Source organism: Pseudomonas sp. GZD-222 (genome assembly GCF_049310525.1).
Lineage (GTDB): Bacteria > Pseudomonadota > Gammaproteobacteria > Pseudomonadales > Pseudomonadaceae > Aquipseudomonas.
Window position 1 is genome coordinate 37,150 of record NZ_JBMOWO010000017.1, and the last position, 21,865, is coordinate 59,014.

22 protein-coding genes and 2 tRNA genes are annotated in these 21,865 nt (G+C 59.4%); 8 read left to right on the forward strand and 16 right to left on the reverse strand.

What is annotated here, in order from left to right:
• Nucleotides 1–25: 25 nt before the first annotated feature.
• The 12 genes from tolA to ACO6VD_RS03445 form a co-directional block, all read right to left on the reverse strand.
• Nucleotides 26–1,102: a cell envelope integrity protein TolA gene (tolA, locus tag ACO6VD_RS03390; protein WP_400173291.1), complete on the reverse strand. Its 1,077-nt coding sequence runs from the start codon at nucleotides 1,100–1,102 to the stop codon at nucleotides 26–28.
• Nucleotides 1,102–1,554, reverse strand: a complete 453-nt coding sequence (gene tolR / locus ACO6VD_RS03395; RefSeq protein WP_028943072.1) for a protein TolR — start codon at nucleotides 1,552–1,554, stop codon at nucleotides 1,102–1,104. Before tolR ends, tolA begins: the two co-directional genes overlap by 1 nt.
• 14 nt (nucleotides 1,555–1,568) lie before the next feature.
• Nucleotides 1,569–2,264 carry a protein TolQ gene (tolQ, locus tag ACO6VD_RS03400; RefSeq protein ID WP_010223192.1) on the reverse strand — a complete coding sequence of 232 codons (696 nt, stop codon included), beginning with the start codon at nucleotides 2,262–2,264 and terminating at the stop codon, nucleotides 1,569–1,571.
• Between the two features lie 2 nt (nucleotides 2,265–2,266).
• Entirely contained in the window at nucleotides 2,267–2,722 is a 456-nt protein-coding gene (ybgC, locus tag ACO6VD_RS03405) for a tol-pal system-associated acyl-CoA thioesterase (protein WP_422417043.1), read from the reverse strand.
• Between the two features lie 126 nt (nucleotides 2,723–2,848).
• Entirely contained in the window at nucleotides 2,849–3,904 is a 1,056-nt protein-coding gene (gene ruvB / locus ACO6VD_RS03410; protein ID WP_422417044.1) for a Holliday junction branch migration DNA helicase RuvB, read from the reverse strand.
• The gene (ruvA, locus tag ACO6VD_RS03415) at nucleotides 3,905–4,513 is read right to left on the reverse strand and encodes a Holliday junction branch migration protein RuvA (RefSeq protein WP_422417045.1); all 609 of its coding nucleotides are present in this window, start codon (nucleotides 4,511–4,513) and stop codon (nucleotides 3,905–3,907) included.
• Nucleotides 4,514–4,621: 108 nt separating this feature from the next.
• Nucleotides 4,622–5,146 carry a crossover junction endodeoxyribonuclease RuvC gene (gene ruvC / locus ACO6VD_RS03420; protein WP_422417046.1) on the reverse strand — a complete coding sequence of 175 codons (525 nt, stop codon included), beginning with the start codon at nucleotides 5,144–5,146 and terminating at the stop codon, nucleotides 4,622–4,624.
• 129 nt (nucleotides 5,147–5,275) lie between these two features.
• Nucleotides 5,276–6,022, reverse strand: coding sequence for a YebC/PmpR family DNA-binding transcriptional regulator (locus ACO6VD_RS03425; protein WP_422417047.1), 747 nt, complete (start codon nucleotides 6,020–6,022; stop codon nucleotides 5,276–5,278).
• A gap of 120 nt (nucleotides 6,023–6,142) precedes the next feature.
• A complete protein-coding gene (gene aspS / locus ACO6VD_RS03430) occupies nucleotides 6,143–7,918 on the reverse strand; it encodes an aspartate--tRNA ligase (protein ID WP_400170495.1) in 1,776 nt (591 codons plus the stop codon).
• 94 nt (nucleotides 7,919–8,012) lie between these two features.
• On the reverse strand, nucleotides 8,013–8,234 hold the full coding sequence (locus ACO6VD_RS03435) for an FmdB family zinc ribbon protein (RefSeq protein ID WP_422417048.1): 222 nt from the start codon (nucleotides 8,232–8,234) through the stop codon (nucleotides 8,013–8,015).
• Nucleotides 8,235–8,327: 93 nt separating this feature from the next.
• Entirely contained in the window at nucleotides 8,328–8,657 is a 330-nt protein-coding gene (locus tag ACO6VD_RS03440) for a ribbon-helix-helix domain-containing protein (RefSeq protein WP_422417049.1), read from the reverse strand.
• 245 nt (nucleotides 8,658–8,902) lie between these two features.
• Nucleotides 8,903–9,376, reverse strand: a complete 474-nt coding sequence (locus ACO6VD_RS03445) for a Dps family protein (protein ID WP_157194793.1) — start codon at nucleotides 9,374–9,376, stop codon at nucleotides 8,903–8,905.
• Nucleotides 9,377–9,699: 323 nt separating this feature from the next.
• On the opposite strand from ACO6VD_RS03445, the gene ACO6VD_RS03450 reads away from it, so the two are divergent.
• Nucleotides 9,700–10,287: a cold shock domain-containing protein membrane protein gene (locus tag ACO6VD_RS03450; protein WP_422417050.1), complete on the forward strand. Its 588-nt coding sequence runs from the start codon at nucleotides 9,700–9,702 to the stop codon at nucleotides 10,285–10,287.
• Nucleotides 10,288–10,354: 67 nt separating this feature from the next.
• Here the strand turns inward: ACO6VD_RS03450 and ACO6VD_RS03455 are convergent, their stop codons facing one another.
• The 3 genes from ACO6VD_RS03455 to ACO6VD_RS03465 all read right to left on the reverse strand — a co-directional run bounded on the left by ACO6VD_RS03455 (nucleotide 10,355) and on the right by ACO6VD_RS03465 (nucleotide 11,512).
• Nucleotides 10,355–10,561, reverse strand: a complete 207-nt coding sequence (locus tag ACO6VD_RS03455) for a SlyX family protein (protein WP_400170489.1) — start codon at nucleotides 10,559–10,561, stop codon at nucleotides 10,355–10,357.
• Nucleotides 10,562–10,564: 3 nt separating this feature from the next.
• Nucleotides 10,565–10,990, reverse strand: a complete 426-nt coding sequence (locus tag ACO6VD_RS03460; protein WP_400170488.1) for an HIT family protein — start codon at nucleotides 10,988–10,990, stop codon at nucleotides 10,565–10,567.
• 372 nt (nucleotides 10,991–11,362) lie between these two features.
• Nucleotides 11,363–11,512, reverse strand: a complete 150-nt coding sequence (locus tag ACO6VD_RS03465) for a hypothetical protein (protein WP_422417051.1) — start codon at nucleotides 11,510–11,512, stop codon at nucleotides 11,363–11,365.
• Nucleotides 11,513–11,806: 294 nt separating this feature from the next.
• Between ACO6VD_RS03465 and ACO6VD_RS03470 the strand changes: the two genes are divergently transcribed.
• From ACO6VD_RS03470 to ACO6VD_RS03480, 3 genes are all read left to right on the forward strand, one after another.
• Nucleotides 11,807–13,120: an OprD family porin gene (locus tag ACO6VD_RS03470; protein WP_422417052.1), complete on the forward strand. Its 1,314-nt coding sequence runs from the start codon at nucleotides 11,807–11,809 to the stop codon at nucleotides 13,118–13,120.
• A gap of 170 nt (nucleotides 13,121–13,290) precedes the next feature.
• Nucleotides 13,291–15,006 (forward strand): proline--tRNA ligase, encoded by a 1,716-nt coding sequence (locus ACO6VD_RS03475; RefSeq protein ID WP_422417054.1) that lies wholly within the window; start codon nucleotides 13,291–13,293, stop codon nucleotides 15,004–15,006.
• An 18-nt stretch (nucleotides 15,007–15,024) separates the two neighbouring features.
• The gene (locus ACO6VD_RS03480; RefSeq protein WP_400170485.1) at nucleotides 15,025–15,978 is read left to right on the forward strand and encodes a hypothetical protein; all 954 of its coding nucleotides are present in this window, start codon (nucleotides 15,025–15,027) and stop codon (nucleotides 15,976–15,978) included.
• A gap of 49 nt (nucleotides 15,979–16,027) precedes the next feature.
• On the opposite strand, the gene dinB is transcribed toward ACO6VD_RS03480, so the two are convergent.
• Nucleotides 16,028–17,086 (reverse strand): DNA polymerase IV, encoded by a 1,059-nt coding sequence (gene dinB, locus ACO6VD_RS03485; RefSeq protein WP_422417060.1) that lies wholly within the window; start codon nucleotides 17,084–17,086, stop codon nucleotides 16,028–16,030.
• A 226-nt stretch (nucleotides 17,087–17,312) separates the two neighbouring features.
• On the opposite strand from dinB, the gene ACO6VD_RS03490 reads away from it, so the two are divergent.
• From ACO6VD_RS03490 to ACO6VD_RS03505, 4 genes are all read left to right on the forward strand, one after another.
• Nucleotides 17,313–17,389: transfer RNA gene (locus ACO6VD_RS03490), tRNA-Met, on the forward strand.
• Nucleotides 17,390–17,520: 131 nt separating this feature from the next.
• A tRNA-Met gene (locus ACO6VD_RS03495) sits at nucleotides 17,521–17,597 on the forward strand.
• A gap of 207 nt (nucleotides 17,598–17,804) precedes the next feature.
• Nucleotides 17,805–20,447 carry a bifunctional lysylphosphatidylglycerol flippase/synthetase MprF gene (gene mprF, locus ACO6VD_RS03500; protein WP_422417056.1) on the forward strand — a complete coding sequence of 881 codons (2,643 nt, stop codon included), beginning with the start codon at nucleotides 17,805–17,807 and terminating at the stop codon, nucleotides 20,445–20,447.
• A complete protein-coding gene (locus ACO6VD_RS03505; RefSeq protein WP_422417058.1) occupies nucleotides 20,447–21,739 on the forward strand; it encodes a virulence factor family protein in 1,293 nt (430 codons plus the stop codon). Before mprF ends, ACO6VD_RS03505 begins: the two co-directional genes overlap by 1 nt.
• Nucleotides 21,740–21,865: the final 126 nt, after the last annotated feature.

Below are 21,865 nucleotides of genomic sequence, written 5' to 3' on the forward strand. Positions count from 1 at the left end.
ACCAGCAGTCCTCGAAGAAGTTTAATCACAAGGCTAGATCCTCAGGTGTGAATGTCATCTTGAATGAACGATAGGGATTGAATTCGCTCGGTTTCAAGCCCTGCATCTCGGTTAAACGACCAATGTTCTTGACCGCGGCAACTGCCGAGCTGTCAAACGGACCATCGCCACTGGAGCGGGCTACGCTCACCGAGGTAATGGTGCCATCCGGCAACATGCCGATCTGCAGAACCACCGTCATGTTCTTGCGCGCAGAAGGTGGACGCGCCCAGCCCTCGGCCGCACGTGCACGGATCAGGTCGTCGAAATCGCCGGCCACCTGGTCACCCTGCTCGTCTGCCAATGCCTGTTGCCGCTCGGTGGTGTCGGACAGAAGCTCGGCCAGGGCCTGGGCTTTCTTGTCTTCCGCCGCTTTGCGGGCTGCATCCTGTGCCTTCTTCTTGGCTGCATCGGCTGCAGCTTTCTTCTTCGCGTCTTCAGCAGCCTTTTTCTTCGCTTCTTCGGCCACTGCTTTCTTCTTGGCATCCTCGGCCGCCTTTTTCTTGGCGTCCTCGGCTGCTTTTTTCTTGGCCTCTTCAGCCGCCTGCTTCTTGGCCTCTTCGTCAGCCTTTTTCTTGGCTTCCTCTTCGGCCTTCTTCTTGGCGATATCAGCCTGTTGCTTCTCGGCAGCCTTTTTAGCCTCTTCGGCTTTCTTGGCTTCGGCGGTTTTCTTTGCCTCGTCAGCCTTCTTGGCTTCCTCGGACTTCTTCGCCTCGGCTTCGGCGCGCGCTTCTTCCGCCTTTTGAGCAGCTTCTTCTTTCTTTTGTTCCGCAGCTTTTACTGCTTGCTGCTCGACCTTCTTCTGCTCCATCTGTTCTTCTTCGGTCTGGCGCGAAGCGGTTTTCTTCGCTTCACCCGCAATCTTCTGATTGGTCTGGGTGGTCGCCTGACTTTTCGATTTCAGCTGGTACAGGGTTGCCTGGACAATAGGCTTGGCCGGCGGCAGTTCCGGGGTCATGGCAAAACTGACGAACAGCATGCCGAACACCAGAACGTGCAGCGCAATGGCCCAGACACTGGGCCAGAAATAGCTTTCCGAGGCGGATGGCTCTCGCTGTTGCATCAGGGCGCCTCGGTAATCAGGCCAACGTTACCGACACCTGCCTTCTGCAACCCGCCCATGGCACCCATGACCGCGCCGTAGTCGACCGATTTGTCGCCACGGATGAAGACCTGGGTCTGTTTGCCCTGGTCACGTCCGGCGGCGATGATCTTGGTCACGGCGTCGGTCATTTGCGGCAAGGTCATAGCCTTGTCCATCTGCTTTTCGGTGTCGACTTCACTGCCAAGGTTCCAGAAGTAGGTCTTGTCAGCCTTGATCGAAATGGTCAGGACCTGGACGTTGTTGTCCTGCGGCAAGGCTTCGCTGGAAACCTTGGGCAGGTCGACTTTCACGCCCTGGTTGAGCATCGGTGCGGTCACCATGAAAATGACCAGCAGTACCAACATCACGTCGATGTAGGGCACCACGTTCATCTCGGCGACCGGCTTGCGTTTGTGGCGAACTCGGGCCATGGGCTTTTACCTGATCACTCTTCGCTGGTGTGCACTTTACGGTGCAGGATGGCCTGGAACTCGTCGGCGAACGTGTAGTAACGGCCGATCAAGACTTCACTGCGGGCAGCGAAACGGTTGTAGGCAATAACCGCTGGAATGGCGGCAAACAGGCCGATCGCGGTAGCAATCAGCGCTTCGGCAATACCCGGGGCCACGGTGGCCAGGGTCGCTTGCTGCGCCGAGGCCAGGCCGCGGAAGGAGTTCATGATGCCCCATACGGTACCGAACAGACCGATGTACGGGCTGGTGGAACCGACGGTGGCCAGGAACGGCAGGCTCTGCTCGAGTTTTTCTTCTTCACGCGAGATGGCAACGCGCATGGCCCGGCCAACGCCTTCCATGACCGCGTCAGGGTCGACACCAGGCTGCTGGCGCAGACGGGAAAACTCCTTGAAGCCGGCACGGAAAACCTGCTCGACACCCGAATCCGGGTCTGGATTGCTGCCCGCCTGACGGTACAGCTTGGACAGGTCGATCCCCGACCAGAAGCGCTCTTCGAAGCTGTCCAGGGCTCGACGACCGGCGCGCAGCATGGTGCTGCGCTGGAAAATCATGATCCATGACGTTACCGATGCGGCAACCAGAATCAGCATGACCAGCTGTACCACGATGCTGGCATTGCTGACCAGGCTCCACATGGAGGTATGGTCGACGACGTTAGCTTCCACGCTTAATCTCCTGCATTTGAATGAGTACCCGGATCGCCAGCCGCGGCAAAGGCCGCTCGCAGCGCTGGGGGGATGGCCCGGGGTTTGAAAGTGTCGGCGCGCACACAGGCCACCAGGAACTGCCCCTCGCAGAGCAGCGTTGCATCTTTTTCGCGCCAGACCTGCTGTAGGAAACGCAGGCTGGCACCGTTCAACTCAAGCACTTGCGCGGTAACCCGCAATTCGTCGTCCAGCCGTGCTGGCGCGTGATAGCGCGCCTCGCTGGAGTGGACCACGAACAGCAGGTTGTCCTGCGCCAGTGCCGACTGGGCAAAGCCCAGTGCGCGTAACCGCTCGGTGCGGGCACGCTCCATGAATTTCAGGTAATTGACGTAATACACCACGCCGCCCGCATCAGTGTCTTCGTAGTAGACCCGACAACGGTGTGCGAACGGCTCAAGCCCATTTTGCGCGCGCATACTCTAGTGCTTACTCCTCAGCTTGCCAATCCGCCCCGGCAACTGTTTTTTCATCATTTATGTCGTATTGCCAGCGTGGTCCTTCCATGACTGGCGATAGGACCACGAAAACAGCAGATAAATCTGTCATTCATCGGTCTGGGCAGAAAAACCTTCGCCATTGACCGACTCGCCAAGGCGACCGGGGATATTCAGACCGAAGTGCAAATAGGCGTGACGGGTCACCACCCTGCCCCGTGGCGTGCGCATGATATAGCCCTGCTGGATCAGATAGGGCTCAAGCACGTCTTCGATGGTGTGGCGCTCCTCACTGATTGCCGCCGCCAGGCTGTCGACACCGACCGGGCCGCCATCGAACTTCTCGATCATGGTCAGCAGCAAACGGCGGTCCTGGTGATCGAAGCCGCGCTCATCAACATCAAGCAGGTTCAACGCCATGTCGGCAATCGGCTTGGTGATATGGCCCTTGCCACGCACTTCGGCATAATCCCGTACCCGGCGCAGCAGGCGATTGGCGATCCGCGGCGTGCCACGGGCACGACGAGCGATCTCGAAGGCACCTTCGTCTTCGATCGGCAACCCCAGAATGCCACCGGAACGACTGACAATGGTTGCCAGGTCCTCGGTGTTGTAGAACTCCAGACGCTGGACGATACCGAAACGGTCGCGCAACGGGTTGGTCAGCATACCAGCCCTGGTGGTAGCACCCACCAGGGTAAAAGGTGGCAGGTCGAGCTTGATCGAGCGCGCCGCCGGCCCTTCACCGATCATGATGTCGAGCTGGAAGTCTTCCATGGCCGGGTACAGCACTTCTTCGACGATCGGTGACAGGCGATGGATTTCGTCGATAAACAGTACATCGTGGGGTTCGAGATTGGTCAGCAACGCCGCCAGATCGCCGGGACGCTCGAGAATAGGCCCCGAGGTACTTTTGATCGAAACGCCCATTTCCTGGGCAATGATGTTGGCCAGGGTGGTCTTGCCCAACCCTGGCGGGCCGAAGATCAAGGTGTGATCCAGGGATTCGCTGCGCCCACGGGCAGCCTGGATGAACAGGGCCATCTGCTCGCGCACCACCGGCTGACCGATGTACTCGGCCAGGCGCAGGGGACGGATTGCCCGGTCCTGGACCTCTTCGCGGTCACGCCCGCTGGCGGCTATCAGTCGGTCGGCTTCAATCACTTAGATCATTCCCTTCAGGCTGCGGCGGATCAGCTCTTCGCTGCTCAAGCCCTTGGCATCGACGGCGGCCACGGCCTTGCTGGCTTCCTGGGGTTTGTAACCCAGGGAAATCAGGGCACTGACAGCATCGGCTTCAGCACTGGAGACCGTGGCAATCGGTGCCGGACCGTTGGGCACCAGGGCGAACATGGCTGGCGAGGTTTCCCAGGCCTTGAATCGATCCTTGAGTTCGACCAGCAGGCGCTCGGCGGTCTTTTTACCGACACCCGGCACCTTGACCAGCGCCGAGGCGTCCTGGGCCTGGACGCAGCGTACCAGTTCGTCAACCTCAAGGCCCGACATCAACGCCAGGGCCAGTTTGGGACCGACGCCGTTGAGCCGGATCAGCTCACGAAACAGCTCGCGCTCGCGCTTCTCATGGAAGCCATAGAGCAGATGTGCATCCTCACGGACCACCAGGTGAGTATGCAAGGTTACCGCCTCACCGATCTTGGGCAGGCGGTACAGAGTGGTCATTGGCACTTCAAGCTCATAGCCCAGGCCATTGACATCAACAATCAGGTGCGGCGGCTGCTTTTCAGCCAGTGTGCCGCGCAAACGTCCAATCACGTTACGATCCTTCCTCATGGGCGCCGGCAAACAACCGGTCAACCCTAACAGCAAATGCAATGGCCGATGGCATTGCCCGGTCAAAATTTGTTTCAACGCATGATGCTATCAGAGCCGCAAGCGCCCGCTACGACTGCGAGCCGCTCCCAGGCCGTGAGGCAACAAGCTGGAACGGGTATGGGCATGACACAGGGCGATGGCCAAGGCGTCGGACGCGTCGATTTGCGGCTTCTGGGTCAACTTGAGCAGGTGCATGACCATCATCTGCACTTGCTCCTTGTTGGCCCCGCCAGTACCGGCAACCGCTTGCTTGACCTGGGTAGCGCTGTATTCGGCGATCTCCAGCCCTTCTTCGATGGCCGCGACGATAGCCGCACCGCGGGCCTGACCCAACTTCAGCGCCGAATCGGCGTTGCGAGCCATGAACACCCGCTCAATGCCCATCGTCACCGGCCCGTATTGTTTGATGATTTCGCGCACGCCGCGGAACACGATCTGCAAGCGCTCGGGCAATTCACCACTGCCGGTTCGGATGCACCCTGAGGCCACATACTCACAACCCCGCGCGCCCTGACGCACCACACCGTATCCAGTGATGCGCGATCCGGGGTCGATGCCAAGAATCAGAGTCATAACGCCTACATACTCAATGACGCACGATCGCGCCGTACTAAAAACAGAAACCGGACCGGCCTGCAGATGCTATGCAACTGCAGGCAGATCCGGCCTTGAACAAAACCCGGCGGGAGCAGCCATTGAAGCCTAGCCGAGCTGTTCCATGACGTCGTCGGGAATCTCGGCATTGGAGTAGACGTTCTGCACGTCGTCCAGATCCTCAAGCATGTCGATCAGCTTGAGTACCTTCTGCGCGCCCTCCAGATCCAGTTCGGCACTGGTGGTCGGCTGCATGACGATTTCCGCGTCCGCCGCCTTGAAGCCTGCTTCTTCCAGCGCGTTACGCACGGCATAGAAACTGGCAAACGAGGTGAACACATCAAAGGAGCCATCTTCATTGCCGACCACATCGTCAGCGTCGGCCTCCATCGCCGCTTCCATCAGCGCATCCTCATCGACGCCCGCAGCAAAGCTGATCTGCCCCTTGCGCTCGAACAGATAGGCCACGGAACCGTCGGTACCGAGGTTGCCACCGCATTTGCTGAAGGCATGACGAACGGCAGCAGCGGTACGGTTGCGGTTGTCGGTCATGGCCTCAACCATGATCGCCACGCCGCCCGGGCCGTAACCTTCGTAGCTGAGCTCTTCGACGTTGTCAGCCTCAGTCGCGCCAGCACCACGAGCAACTGCCCGATCGATGATGTCGCGACTCATGTTGGCACCCAAGGCCTTGTCCAGGGCCAGGCGCAGACGCGGGTTGGAGGTCGGATCGCCGCCGCCTTGTTTGGCGGCGACGGTCAGTTCACGAATCCACTTGGTGAAGATCTTGCCCCGCTTGGCATCCTGACGCTCTTTGCGGTGCTTGATGTTTGCCCATTTGGAATGACCAGCCATAACGACTCCGAATCCTTTGAAACAATGCCACGCCCCTGCCCGGCATACACAGGGCAGGAACCATAAATTCCGTACTGCTCAACGCAAAGGCGCATCCATTTGGATGCGCCCGGGGTCTGCTTACTCAGCCTTGGGCTGTTCGCGCAGACGGATATGCAACTCACGCAGGGCCTTGGCATCGACCAGGCCTGGGGCCTGGGTCATGACGCAAGCGGCGCTCTGGGTTTTCGGGAAGGCAATGACTTCGCGAATCGACTGGGCGCCGGTCATCAGCATGACCAGACGATCCAGACCGAAGGCCAGACCACCGTGTGGCGGTGCACCGAACTTCAGGGCATCGAGCAGGAAGCCGAACTTCTCTTCTTGCTCAGCCGCCTCGATACCCAGCAGGCGGAAGACTGCCTGTTGCATTTCCTTGCGGTGGATACGGATCGAACCGCCGCCCAGCTCGGTACCGTTGAGGACCATGTCGTAGGCACGCGACAGCGCGGTGGCCGGGTTGGCCTCCAGCTCTTCCGGGCTGCACTTCGGCGCGGTGAACGGGTGGTGCAGCGCAGTGAAGCTGCCGTCGTCGTTCTCTTCGAACATCGGGAAATCAACAACCCACATCGGTGCCCATTCGCAAGTCAGCAGGTTGAAGTCGTTACCGACCTTCAGACGCAGGGCGCCCAGCGCCTCGCTGACGATCTTGGCCTTGTCGGCGCCGAAGAACACGATGTCGCCATCGACCGCACCAACGCGATCGAGGATCACATTGAGGTTGGCCTCAGGGATGTTCTTGACGATTGGCGACTGCAGGCCTTCGACGCCTTTGGCGCGCTCGTTGACCTTGATGTACGCCAGGCCTTTGGCACCGTAGATGCTGACGAACTTGGTGTACTCGTCGATACGGCTGCGCGGCATGCTGCCAGCACCCGGCACACGCAGGGCGGCAACACGGCACTTCGGATCGTTGGCCGGGCCACTGAAGACTTTGAAATCGACGTCTTTGAGCTGATCGGCAACATCGACCAGTTCCAGCGGGTTACGCAGGTCCGGCTTGTCGGAACCGTAACGGCGCATGGCTTCTTCGAAGGTCATGTGCGGGAACTCACCGAACTCCAGGTCCAGGACTTCCTTGAACAACTTGCGGATCATGCTCTCGGTCAGGCCCATGATCTCGGATTCATTGAGGAAGCTGGTCTCAATGTCGATCTGGGTGAATTCCGGCTGACGGTCGGCACGCAGGTCTTCGTCGCGGAAGCATTTGGCGATCTGGTAGTAACGGTCGAAACCGGCAACCATCAGCAATTGCTTGAACAGCTGTGGCGACTGCGGCAGGGCGAAGAAGCTGCCGGCGTGGGTACGGCTTGGTACCAGGTAGTCACGCGCGCCCTCAGGGGTGGCACGGGTGAGGATCGGCGTCTCAACGTCGAGGAAGCCGTTTTCATCGAGGAAACGACGGATGCTGGTGGTAATGCGTGAGCGCAGACGCAGCTTCTCGGCCATTTCCGGACGACGCAGGTCGATGAAGCGATAACGCAGGCGGGTTTCCTCACCAACGTCGGAGAACTCGTTGAGCGGGAACGGCGGGGTTTCAGCTTCGTTGAGCACGGTCAGCTCGTAACCCAGCACTTCGATGGCGCCGGAAGCCATGTTGGCGTTCACCGCACCTGCCGGACGCGGACGCACCTTACCGGTGATCTGCACCACGTACTCGCTGCGCACGCGATCGGCGGCGGCGAAGCTGTCAGCGCGATCCGGGTCGAAAACAACCTGGGCCATGCCTTCGCGGTCACGGATATCGAGGAAAATCACCCCGCCGTGGTCGCGGCGACGATGGACCCATCCGCAAAGGGTAATTTCCTGACCTTCCAGGCTCTCGTTCAGTTGGCCGCAATAATGGCTGCGCATCATGATGGTGGTTTCGCTTCTCGTCATTCGTATGTTCAGTGGAGGCCTTGGCGCCACAAAGGGCTAATAGTGCAAGACCCTGCCGGTGCAATTCAACTCAGTCGGCTTTGTCGCCGCCTGCAAGGTTCTTTTTTGCACCGGTCTTGAAGTCGGTTTCGTACCAGCCCGTGCCGCCCAGGCGGAAGCCAGGCGCAGAAATCAGCTTCTTCAGCTCGGGCTTCTGACACGCCGGGCAATCGCTCAGCGGCGCGGCGCTGATCTTCTGGAGGACTTCCATCTGGTGATCACAGGAAGCACATTGATAGTCGTACAGGGGCATAGGCGTGTCTCGTTAACCACAGCGCGGGCTGGTTCAGGCAGTAAAGAGCGGGATTATATATGGTTAAGGAGTGCTGTGCAGCCCGGTAACCGACTAGCGTGCCACCTGTGTGCCGAGCAGATAGACCACACAGACCACCCGGATCAGGCCGCTGAAATTTTTCACCCCGCCATGGCGCAGGTGCACCTCGCGGTCTACATAGGACAGTACAGCGTTGACAGTGCACTGGTTGGCCTCGGCGATCCGTTCAAGAATTCGCCAATAGACCTCTTCCAGCCGCAGACAAGTGGCAAATCCGTTCAAACGCACCGAGCGGGACAATGGCCGGGCCAAGCCCATGTTGAAATTCGCCTCGAACGGATCGACCCCCTCCTTGCCCAGGCCGCCCGCCAAACGCCCTCCGCGATTCATCCATGAAGACATACAAACACCATGCGATCTGACTAACAGGGAAATACCTCCGAGCAGTTGTTGTCACTCAGAGACTTACCCTAATAAAGCGCTGCGGTGCGGTTTGCTTCCAGCAGACAGGCTTACTCTCGCCGTAGGATTGCTCGGCAAGATGCGTTGGATCGCATCACGATAGAACGCCTTCCTTATTAAGGCTAAATGCCCGGCCCCTCAAGGGAACCGGGCATTCATGCCTTAGCGCTTATTACCCTGGTGGACTATTTGCCCTCCAGCAACGAGCGCAGCATCCAGGCGGTTTTTTCGTGCACCTGCATACGTTGGGTGAGCAGGTCTGCAGTCGGCTCGTCACTGACCTTGTCGAGCAGCGGGAAAATGCTGCGCGCCGTGCGGGTCACCGCTTCCTGCCCTTCCACCAGTTGCTTGATCATCTCCTCGGCAGGCGGCACGCCCTCTTCTTCCTTGATGGAAGACAAACGGGCATAGATCGAATAGGCACCCGGCGCAGGAAAACCCAGGGCACGAATGCGCTCGGCAATGGAGTCCACCGCCAGGGCCAGTTCGTTATATTGCTCTTCAAACATCAAGTGCAATGTGCGAAAGGCCGGGCCGGTTACGTTCCAGTGGAAGTTATGGGTCTTCAGATAAAGTACATAAGTATCCGACAAGAGTCGCGACAATCCATCGACAATGGACTTGCGATCTTCTTCGCTGATACCGATATCAATAGCCATGCGATTCCCCTTTCCATGATGTTTGATGATCAAGCAGGTACACCCCACTCTATCAAGACTTGCCACTGCCTGCAGCCTTGCTGCTTGCGGCATAGCGTTGCAGGCGCCGAAGGCTCTGCTCCCGAAGCAAGCGACACACGGCTGGCCGATGATTTGAGAAGCCCCGGGCTTTGCTGTTAAATAGGCAGCGTGCCGCCCCTGACGATTGTCAGTGCAGGGGCGCATAGGCTGGCCTTTTCTCACGTTTTTGCGCTTCTCAAACCAATGCGCGCCGTGATGTCAGCTCTTCCTGTGATTTGCCTTATAAATGTGAGCCAACCAACATGTTCAAGATCGTCCACCTGTTGACGGGCGCTGCAGCTTTGCTGCTGTCCTTCATACCCAGTCTGAGAACTGATGCAGTACCTCTGCTGCAACAGCCGGAAGCCGTTTACCTGGCTCTCTTCGGCTTGCTCAACCTGCTCCTCGCTCCCGTGGTGCCACAGCACTACCAGGGAGCACGACTGCACCTGCAGCGCCTGTCCAGCGGCCTGCTGGTACTCGCCGTGGTGCTGCAGACCCTGACCCTGCTGGCCCGCCCCGAGCTCGGCAACCTGCCAGCACTGGGCTGCACCTTGCTGGCCGTCGCCCTGCACCTGGTTGCCGCCTTCATCAAAACCGGCGGCGCCCGCAGCCAGCAGCCGCAGTACGACATGAGCAACCGCGATACCGGCACAGTGAAGTGGTTCAACACCTCCAAGGGTTTCGGCTTCATCTCGCGCGATTCGGGTGATGACATCTTTGTGCACTTTCGCGCCATTCGCGGTGAAGGTCACCGCGTCCTGGTCGAAGGCCAGCGCGTGGAGTTCTCGGTGATGAACCGCGACAAAGGCCTGCAAGCAGAAGATGTGATCGCCGCTCCACGGCGCTGATCCCGCGACCAATAAAAAACCGCGGCGCCTGGGCGACCGCGGTTTTTTTATGCCTGAACCATGCGCATCAATAGTGAGGCGGCGGCGCCTCTTCCTCGCTGCTCTGGTACTGACCGACCATTTCCTCGTAACGCTTGAGCAGTGCAGCCATCTGCAACTGCAGGCGTTCAACCACCCGCTGCTGCTCGACCAGCACATCATTAAGGGTCTGGATTGTATCGTCCTGGAAAGCCAGACGGCTTTCCAGTTCTGTTACCCGCGCTTCAACTGTCATTTCTCACACCTCGGCGAATGTGAAGTTGTCATCGAGCACGGTCGCTAGACGCTTGCGAATTTCCACAAGCTGCTCGACGGTATAAGCAGTTGCCGGTTTGTTCCCCCAGACCGGAGCAGGCCAGGCCGGGTCATTGCGTCGACGAACGATGACGTGCATATGAAGTTGCGCAACGACATTGCCCAGGGTCGCGACATTCATCTTGTCGGCAGCGAAACTGTCCTTGAGGGTTTCAGCCAGCGCTGTGGTTTCTTCCCAGAGTTGTTGCTTATCATTGTCATCAAGTTGAAACAATTCGCTGATATCGGCTCGCCGCGGCACCAGAATAAACCACGGATAGTTGGCATCCTTACTCAACAACAGCCGGCAAAGAGGAAAGTCGCCCAGCACATAGGTGTCTTCTTGAAGACGTGGATCCAGATCAAACACAGGGCAATCTCCTACAACTATTTAATACCTTGCCTGCGCACCGCTAGCCCCACAGCGCAGACTGCATTGCAATAGGATACCTGTGATCACGCGATGGAGCATTGCCAGGCAGGCACCCGCGCGAACAAACGCACCGAATTGGCCACTTTTTTCACCCTCCACCCCAGAGAAATACAGAGGTAACAGCCTGCAGAGTAACGAAACGCTACTTTTCGCACCAAAATGAGGCTTGCCTCGCACTCCAGGCCCCCAAAGTATCCGCAAACTACTCAGCATCTGGCTTTCACGGTAACGCTTTGACTTAACGGACAACTTTCGCCCTTATTCCAGAACACGCTTCGCAAGCGAACCATTGGATCTTAGCCCCCGGTTTTACGGCGCTTTGCGCCCCTTCCTGAGGCGTTCGTGAAAATTTTGTGAACTGACCCCGCTTTTGAGCACGCTTGTTGCATTCACATCCGCCACAGTCGGCACGACACCTGCATTGATGCGGTGAAGTGCGACAAATAACAACAGTTGCATGGGTAAACCAGGGAGTTCGGGGCGTGGGGGCTAGATTATTTTTACCTATCCTTACGCCGCCCGGAACAGCGCTGGAGTTGTACGACCCGCAAAAATCGGGGCGTGATTTGCGACAGGGACCTAACCGTTAGCGACATGACCGTAAAGTTACCGAAAGGATCTTTACCCCCATATCGCCAACTACAGTCTGCGTGATATACATTTCCGCCGACACAAAAAGAAAGAGCCGCGCCGCATAAAAAAACCAATCGGCGACGGCAGTACTCTTCCTAAAAACCAAAGGAGCAAATCACGATGCGCGTGATGAAGTGGAGCATTATCGCCCTGGCTGTTGCAGCAGGCACCTCGCAAATGGCATTCGCCTCTTCGCAAAGTGAATCCAAAGGCTTTGTTGAAGACAGTACGCTGGACGTAAAAACCCGCATGCTGTACTTCAGCCGTGACCCTCGCAACAGCGAGGCTCCGCCACCTGGTACCCCACGACGCTCTGAAGAAACCGGCCTGGGCTTTCTCGGCACCTTCGAATCCGGCTTCACTCAAGGCACCGTCGGTTTCGGTGTTGACGCTATCGGCATGCTCGGCCTGAAACTGGACAGCGGCAAAGGTCGCAGAGGCACCGGCCAGTTCCCGACCGGCTCCGACGGTCGCTCCGAAGATTCGTTCTCTGAAGCCGGCGGCGCAGTCAAAATGCGCATCTCCGACACCGTCCTCAAGTACGGCACCCAGTTCACCGCCATGCCGGTTCTGGCCACTGACGACAGCCGCCTGCTGCCAGAAACCGTTGAAGGCTTCCTGCTTACCAGCAAGGAAATCAAGGGTCTGGAACTGAACGCCGGTCACTTCACCGCGCTCAACGCTCAGTCGCAGTCGTATCACGACAGTATCGGTGGTCTTGACAGCACAACCCGCGAGAAGAACCCTGGCCTGACCGTGGCTAACGTGGTCGGCGGCACTTATGCTTTCACCGACACCCTGAGCACCAGCCTCTACTACTCCAAAGTTGAAGACTACTGGCGCAAGTACTACGCCAACGTCAACTGGGCGCTGCCAATCAATGACGAGCAAGGCCTGGTATTCGACTTCAACATTTATGACACCAAAAGCGACGGCGACACCCGGTATACCGCCTTTGACGGCGACAAGCTGGACAACCGTGCGTTCAGCCTGTCGGCTGCCTACAACATTGGCGCTCACACCTTCACCCTGGCTCACCAGCGTGTAACCGGTGACGGCGACTACGGTTATGGCGTCGACGGTGGCGGTTCGATCTTCCTGGCCAACTCCATTGCCCGTTCCGACTTCAACGCCGAAGACGAGCGTTCCTACCAGGCGCGCTACGACCTGAACATGGCCAGTTACGGCGTGCCAGGCCTGAGCTTCATGACCCGTTATGTCAAAGGTACCGACGCCAACGTCGAAGGCACCAACAACGGCAAGGAATGGGAACGTGACATCGAAGCCAAGTACGTCCTGCAAGAAGGCCCTGCCAAGGACCTGAGCTTCCGCGTGCGTCAGGCCACCTACCGTTCCGCCGACGGCGTTTACTACGGTTCGCCATCGCTGGACGAACTGCGTCTGATCGTCGAGTACCCGCTGAGCATCCTGTAAGCCCCGGGCTTTCAGTATCCCCAGTTCGAAAGAGCCCGGCACTGCCGGGCTTTTTCTTGTCTCGAATCGGGCTGACAACGCCTTCGTGCTCCGGCATCCTGTACGTCACCGAATCGCCCCCGTACAATGCGGGGTCATTTTAAGTCTTAAGCAACCGACAACGGCCTACCATGCGCACCAGTCAATATTTGCTCGCTACCCAGAAAGAAACCCCGTCCGACGCGGTCGTCATCAGCCACCAGCTCATGCTGCGTGCCGGCATGATCCGCAAGCTCGCATCCGGCCTTTATACCTGGCTGCCGATGGGCCTTCGGGTAATGCGCAAGGTTGAAACCGTGGTCCGCGAGGAAATGAACGCCGCTGGCGCCCTGGAAGTGCTGATGCCAAGCATCCAGCCAGCAGAGCTGTGGCAGGAATCCGGTCGTTGGGAACAGTACGGTCCTGAGCTGCTGCGCCTGAAAGACCGCCATGGTCGCGATTTCTGCGTGGGCCCGACCCACGAAGAAGTCATCACCGACCTCGCCCGCAACGAACTCAACAGCTATAAACAGCTGCCATTGAACATGTACCAGATCCAGACCAAGTTCCGCGACGAAATCCGTCCGCGCTTCGGCCTAATGCGTGGTCGCGAGTTCATCATGAAGGACGCTTACTCCTTCCATGCCGACCAGGCTTCCCTGCAGGAAACCTATGACCGCATGCACCTGGCGTACAGCAACATCTTTACCCGCCTGGGCCTGGACTTCCGTCCTGTACAAGCCGACACCGGCTCGATCGGCGGTAGCTACTCCCACGAATTCCATGTGCTGGCCGAGTCCGGTGAAGACGATGTGATCTTCAGCGACAGCTCCGACTACGCCGCCAACATCGAGAAGGCCGAGGCCATTCCACGGGAAACCGTGCGCCCTGCGCCAACCGAAGAGTTGCGCCTGGTCGATACCCCGGACGCCAAAACCATCACCCAACTGGTGGAAAACTACAATCTGGCGATCGAAAAGACCGTCAAGACCCTGATCGTGCGCGCCGCCGAAGAAGGCAAGCTGATTGCCCTGATCGTGCGTGGCGACCACGAGCTGAACGAAATCAAGGCAGCCAACCTGCCAGAAGTCGCCAGCCCACTGGTCATGGCTACCGACGAAGAACTGCGTGACGCCATCGGCGCTGGCGCAGGCTCCCTCGGCCCGCTGAACCTGCCACTGCCATGCATCATCGACCGCTCGGTCGCGCTGATGAGTGATTTCGGCATCGGTGCCAACATCGACGACAAGCACTACTTCGGCGTCAACTGGGAGCGTGACCTGCCCGTTCCACAAGTCGCCGACCTGCGTAATGTCGTCGAAGGCGATCCAAGCCCTGATGGCCAGGGTACCCTGGTGATCAAGCGCGGCATCGAAGTCGGGCACATCTTCCAGCTCGGCACCAAGTACAGCGAAGCACTCAAGTGCCAGGTACTGGGCGAGAACGGCAAGCCAGTGACCCTGAGCATGGGTTGCTACGGTATCGGCGTATCCCGCGTGGTGGCTGCAGCCATCGAGCAGAACTACGACGACAACGGCATCATCTGGAGCGACACCCTGGCCCCGTTCCAGATCGCTCTGGTACCGCTGCGCTACGAAACCGAACAGGTCCGCGAAGCCACCGACAAGCTCTACGCCGAACTGACTGCCGCCGGTTTCGAAGTCCTGCTGGACGACCGCGACAAGAAAACCAGCCCGGGGATCAAGTTTGCCGACATGGAACTGATCGGCATTCCGCACCGGATCGTGGTCAGCGACCGTGGCCTGGCCGACGGTAACCTGGAATACAAACACCGCACTGAACGTGACGCGCAACCGCTGCCAGTGGCCGAGGTGCTGTCGTTCCTGCAAGCCCGCATCCGCCGCTAAGCCAACGCAAGAGTAATCATGTTCAAGCGAAGTACCTTTACCCTGGGGGGCGCCACACTGTGTGGCGCCCTGTTGCTCAGCGGTTGCGCCAATCAGATGTCCCAGCGCAGTGAGCATGAGGAACGCATCGAGCGCAAGCTGCTCGAACACAGCCTGCAGATCGATGTCGGGGACCCGAAGGTGCTCGAACTGCCACAGCGGCGTGTGCGCATTCACGAACAGAAAAACTTCGAAGTCACCGAGTTCGAAGTCACCCGTCGTTATGATCGCTACACGCCCTACCAGCCTTGGCGGGAAATCTACGAGATTCCGCTGGGTGCGGTGGCCGTGGTAGCCGGCGTCGGTGCCAACGTGGTCAATATCTTCGCGCTGGGCAACCTGCCCGATAGCGTCACGCGCGACTGGCTCAGCTATGGTATCGACGGCCTCAACCCGGCCATGAATGCTCAGTCCAATGGCCGCGCCCAGCAAAACCTTGCCGGGATCACCGAGGTACAGAAGGACAAACGCCAGGAGTACACCAGCCTGCCGTGGAGTGATCGTCCGGTTGAGGTCAAAGCTGGCAAGGTCAGCCACATGCTGACTACCGACCGCAACGGGGTGCTGCTCCTGAACCTGCTCGACAGCCCGTTCTCCGAACAGAACCTGACCCACATCGGTACCCTGCACCTGCAGGTCGCCGATGAAGACAACAACGTGCGTGGCGATGCCAGTCTGCTGATCAGCAGTAACCTGCGCAGCAAGCTGGTGGAAGCCCACGACCTGATTTTCGACGATCTTGAAGACGATGAAGTCAGCCAGTGGGTGCACCGGGTCAAGCGCCTGTCCGAACTGGGCCTGGAAGAAGAAGCCAGCGAGCTGGAGCAGAGCCTGATCGAACTCACCCGCAACGATCCCGAGCTGCAGCAGGAGTTTCTCCAGTCACTGACCAAGGATGCCGGCCGTCTGGTCGCCGACCCTGGCGTGCACTGATACCCCTGCCCTGCTCTGAAAAAACGCCAGCTTGCTGGCGTTTTTTCATTCAGTCGCAGCTAAACAGCTCCAGTTGCTCATGCCCGGCACGCAAGTCCTGCAAGCGCACGCCAATACCCAGGAGCCTCACAGGTTTGCCTCCGCGGGCGAACGCCTGACTGAGCAATTGCTGATAGCTGGCCAGGTCACGCCCGGCGCCAGCTTGCTCCAGTGTCGTCTGGGTAAAATCGTGGAACTTCACTTTGACGAAAGGTTTGCCCGGTCGATAACTGTCATCGATGCGAGCCATGCGCCCCGCCAGGGTTTCGATCAGTTCCGGCAGCTTCTCCAGGCAACTGGCCAGGTCAGGCAGATCCGTATCGTAGGTATTTTCGACACTGACCGATTGGCGGCGACTGTCGTTGTGCACTGCCCGCTCGTCGATACCACGCGCAAGCCCCCACAGTCGCTCACCAAAACTGCCAAATTCACGCGCCAGCGCCAGACGACTCCAGTCACGCAAGTCCAGACAACTGGTAATACCCAGGCGACCGAGCTTGTCCGCTGTCACCTTGCCCACGCCGTGCAATTTACTCACCGGCAATACAGCGACAAATTCTTCGACTTGATCGGGGGTGATCACAAACAGGCCATTGGGCTTGCGCCAGTCGCTGGCAATCTTGGCCAGGAACTTGTTCGGCGCGACACCGGCTGACACGGTGATATGCAACTGCTGGGCAACCCGACGACGAATGTCGGCGGCAATCCGCGTTGCACTGCCTGCGAACCAGGAGCTGTCAGAGACGTCCAGGTAGGCTTCATCCAGCGACAGCGGCTCGATCAGATCGGTGTAGTCGCGAAAGATGGCGTGAATTTCTCTGGACGCTTCTTTATAGGCATCCATGCGTGGCTTTACGATCAACAGATCGGGGCACAGGTTCAAGGCGTGCCGCGACGACATTGCCGAACGCACGCCATAGGCCCGCGCCTCATAGTTGCAGGTGGCGATCACTCCCCGACGCTCAGCCGAGCCCCCCACCGCCAGCGGCCGCCCTGCCAGACGTGGGTCGTCACGCATTTCAATAGCGGCATAAAAGCAATCGCAATCGATGTGGATGATTTTGCGCAGGGACATCAAACCGTAGCCACAGGTAAATAATGGTGTAGGCAGTATCTCACCCCACTTGGCAGAAGCACCACTGACACTGGATAAATATACACACTTAAAACCTGAAGCCCTCACCAGCGCTACCTCGCAGCGCCCGATGAAAGCGCTAAGCATTTGAAGAAAAAAGGTTTTCTTGAAATGAGTGCTTGACACTCCAGCGCAGAACTGTGAGAATTCATCTCACAGGCGCGGGATGGAGCAGCCTGGTAGCTCGTCGGGCTCATAACCCGAAGGTCGTCGGTTCAAATCCGGCTCCCGCAACCAGATTCAGGAAAGGCCACTCTTCGGAGTGGCCTTTTTCTTTGCCTGAAGAAAGTGCTCAGGCATAAATTTATTGTAAATCAACAATTAAGCGTTGACAGCTGGTCCAAACGCTGTAGAATCCGCCCCACAGACGCGGGATGGAGCAGTCTGGTAGCTCGTCGGGCTCATAACCCGAAGGTCGTCGGTTCAAATCCGGCTCCCGCAACCAAACAACAGAAAAGGCCACTTTGAAAAAAGTGGCCTTTTTTGCATCTGCGATTCAGCCCCTCTCCCCATGCCTGCGCGGCAATATAAATATTCTTTAACTATCCTCTAGGCAGGCAGTGGCCCGATCATAGTCGCCACTACTTTCCATAGGGATTGGTACCTTGGCTGGATACGTTCCTCCTGGCGTGCACCATCCACGAGGTATTTGATGCGCAGCCAGACCTCCGAAACAGACGCGCCCGTCACCTCCGTTCTGCCCAACGCCGCCCAGCATTTGCGCTGGATTGACCGCTTGAGCCGTTATCGACAGCCCATCGGCCTGGCCGTGACCTTGCTGTTGTTCAGCATTGCCCTGATCGCTTGTCGCCATCTGCTGAGCGAACTGGACATTTATGCCCTGCATGATTCGCTGCTCAGCGTGCCCCCAACCGCTCTGGCGGGAGCATTCCTGGCAACGGTTGTCGGCTTCATCATCCTGCTCGGCTACGAGTGGTCGGCCAGTCGTTATGCCGGCGTGCAATTGCCGCCACAGACATTGATCACCGGTGGCTTCAGTGCTTTCGCGATTGGCAATGCGATTGGCCTGTCACTGCTCTCTGGCGGCTCGGTTCGCTACCGGTTGTATGCGCGCCAGGGGGTTGGCGCCGCTGAAGTCGCGCGCATGACCCTGTTCGCCAGCCTCTCGCTGGGTTGCGCATTGCCACCGCTGGCGGCCCTGGCGACCCTGAGCAACCTGCCTGCGGCGGCGACAGCCCTGCATCTTCCCGAAGCGCTGCTGGCAGGCGTCGCACTGGCTGTACTGGGTCTGGCGGGATTACTGGTCTACGGTCTTTACCGCCGACGTCTGCCGGAGCAACCCCAGGCAGACAATCTGCTGGTCCAGGTCGGGCGTCGCACCCTGCGCCTGCCGGGCGCGCGTTTGACCCTTCTGCAACTGCTGATCACCGCCCTGGATGTTGCCGCTGCGGCGACCGTGTTGTACCTGCTGCTGCCTGAAGCGCCACCCTTCGGTGCCTTCCTGCTGGTCTACCTGCTGGCACTGGCTGCCGGCGTGCTGAGTCATGTCCCGGGTGGCGTCGGGGTATTCGAGGCCATCCTCCTCGCCGCGTTCGCCGATCAGCTGGGTGCAGCGCCCCTGGCAGCCGCCCTGCTGCTCTACCGCCTGATCTATGTGGTACTGCCGTTGCTGCTGGCCTGTGTCTTGTTGCTGGCCAGCGAGGCGCGGCGCTTCATTGTTGCCCGCCAGGCCATCAAGGTAGCCTCGGGCCTGGCCGCCCCGGTGCTGGCAGTGCTGGTGTTCCTCTCCGGGGTGGTGCTGCTGTTTTCCGGGGCCACTCCGGAGATCGACGGTCGCCTTGAACACCTGGGTTTTCTCATCCCCCATCGCCTGATCGACGCCTCGCATTTCGGCGCCAGCCTGATTGGCGTGCTGTGCTTGCTGCTGGCTCAAGGCCTGCGTCGACGCCTGTCCGCCGCCTGGATGTTGACCACCATCCTGCTGCTGGTCGGTGCCCTGCTCTCGCTGCTCAAGGGCTTCGACTGGGAAGAAGCGACCATCCTGACTTTCACCGCCTGCCTGCTGGCTTTGTTCCGTCGTGCTTTCTACCGCCCCAGCCGCTTGCTGGAACTGCCTTTCTCGCCGGTTTACCTGGCCGCCAGCACCTGTGTGCTCGGCGCCTCGATCTGGTTGCTACTGTTCGCCTACCAGGATGTGCCCTACAGCCATCAACTATGGTGGCAGTTCACCCTGGACGCCGATGCTCCCCGTGGCCTGCGCTCGGCCCTGGGTAGCGCGGTATTGCTGGTGGCCGTCGCGCTGACATGGCTGCTGCGTACGGCGCGTCCGGTTATCCACCTGCCAAACGCAGAAGAGTTACAACGCGCCAGTCGAATTCTGCAGGCCTCGGACCAACCGGATGGCGGCTTGGCACTGACGGGCGACAAAGCACTGCTGTTCCACCCCGATGACGACGCCTTCCTTATGTACGCGCACCGGGGACGCAGCCTGGTCGCGCTGTACGACCCTATCGGCCCGGCGCACAAACGCGCCGAGATGATCTGGCAGTTCCGTGACCTGTGCGACGTGCACCACGCCCGCCCGGTGTTCTACCAGGTCCGCGCAGAGAACCTGCCCTTCTATATGGACATCGGCCTGACCGCGATCAAGCTGGGCGAAGAGGCGCGGGTCGACCTCAAGCGCTTTGACCTGGACGCCAAGGGCAAGGAGATGAAAGACCTGCGCTACACCTGGAACCGCGGTGGCCGCGATGGTCTGAGCCTGGAAGTGCATGAACCGGGACAAGCGCCGCTTGAAGAACTCAAAGTCATTTCCGACGCCTGGCTGAGCGGCAAGAACGTGCGCGAGAAAGGCTTCTCCCTTGGCCGTTTCAGCCCCGAGTACCTGGAACATTTTCGTATTGCGATTATTCGCTTCGAGGGGCGCCCGGTCGCCTTTGCCAACTTGCTGGAAACCCACAGCCGCGAACTGGCCAGCCTCGACCTGATGCGCGCCCATCCGCAAGCACCGAAGCTGACCATGGAATTCATGATGATTGGCCTGATCCAACATTATAAGCAGCAGGCCTACACCCGCTTCAGCCTGGGCATGGTGCCGCTTTCCGGCCTGCAACCGCGCCGCGGCGCACCCCTGACCCAACGCCTGGGCTCGATGGTGTTCCAGCGCGGCGAGCAGCTCTACAACTTCCAGGGCCTGCGCCGTTTCAAAGACAAGTTCCAGCCTGACTGGGAACCCCGCTATATGGCCGTGCCTGCCGGACTCGATCCGCTGGTGGCACTGGCCGACACTGCCGCCCTGATCGCAGGCGGCCTGACCGGATTGGTGAAACGCTGATGATTCGACGTTACTGGCTGCACCTGTTTGCAACCCTGATCCTGGGCTTGCTGGCTGCCTCGCTGGGCTTCTGGCTGTGGACCCGCCCTGCACCTGAGCCACGCCTGGAGCATCTGACGCTGGGCGACGGCAGCAGCCTGACTCGAGCCACCCCAGGCACTCACGCAAAAGCCCGGGTGGCCATTGCGGTGCTTCAGGATCAGGCCCTGAGCGACAAGCAACTGCTGAACCTGAGCCAGAGCGGTGAGGCACAGATGGTCCAGGTAATCCTGCCGCCCGCCGATTGCACCTTGCAACAAACCGCCTTGAAACAAGCACTGGAACAACTGCAAGGCCCAGCGACACTGGTTGCCGGCATTGGCCCGGGCGCCGCTCAAGCCTGGGACTGGCTGACTAAGCAGACCGACGACAAAGCCCAGGCCATCTCGGTGGATTTCAGCGTCGAACGTCCAGGTTGCAGCACACCACTGCCCAAGTCGGCCGCCCACGGACACTGGAGTGTGGCCTGGAACGACAATCCGGACGACGCCAGCGCGGCCTTCGTACGCGACCAGGCCAACGCCGAAACCAGCATCAGCGATTACGACATCCACTTGCCGCAAGTGCTCAAGGCACAACTGACTCAGGCGCTGGTGGGCGAAGAAGGCAACGCCATGAGCATCCCGGTGGTGGAAGTGCCCGCCGGCCAGACAACCGATACCGTGACCCTGTTCCTGTCCGGCGATGGTGGCTGGCGCGACCTGGACCGCGACGTGGCCGGCGAGATGGCCAAGCTTGGCTATCCAGTGGTCGGCATCGACACCCTGCGTTACTACTGGCAGCACAAAACCCCTGAACAAAGCGCCATCGACCTGTCGGAACTGATGCAGCACTACCGGCAGAAATGGGGCACCAAGCGCTTTGTATTGACCGGTTACTCCTTCGGTGCCGACGTCTTGCCCGCTATCTACAACCGCCTTCCGGCTGAAGACCAGCAACGCGTCGATGCGGTCATTCTGCTGGCCTTCGCCCGCAGCGGCAGCTTTGAGATCGAAGTCGAAGGCTGGCTGGGCAACGCGGGTAAGGAAGCGCCTACTGGGCCGGAAATGGCCCGGTTGCCGGCCGCGAAGGTGGTATGCATCTATGGCGCAGAAGAGGCCGATGAAAGCGGCTGCACCGACCACACGGCGGTCGGTGAACGCTTGAAACTGCCAGGCGGGCACCATTTCGACGAGAACTACCCGGCACTGGCCAAGCGTCTGATCGGTGACATCGAGAATCGTCAGGGCAAAACCAGCGTTGCCGAGCACTGAGTTGAGCAAGTAACTGTCCGCCGGTGGGGGGGGGGGGGGGGGGGGGGGGGGGGGGGGGGGGGGGGGGGGGGGGGGGGGGGGGGAGGGGGGGGCAAGAAACGAAGACAGCACGCAAAAAAACACCCC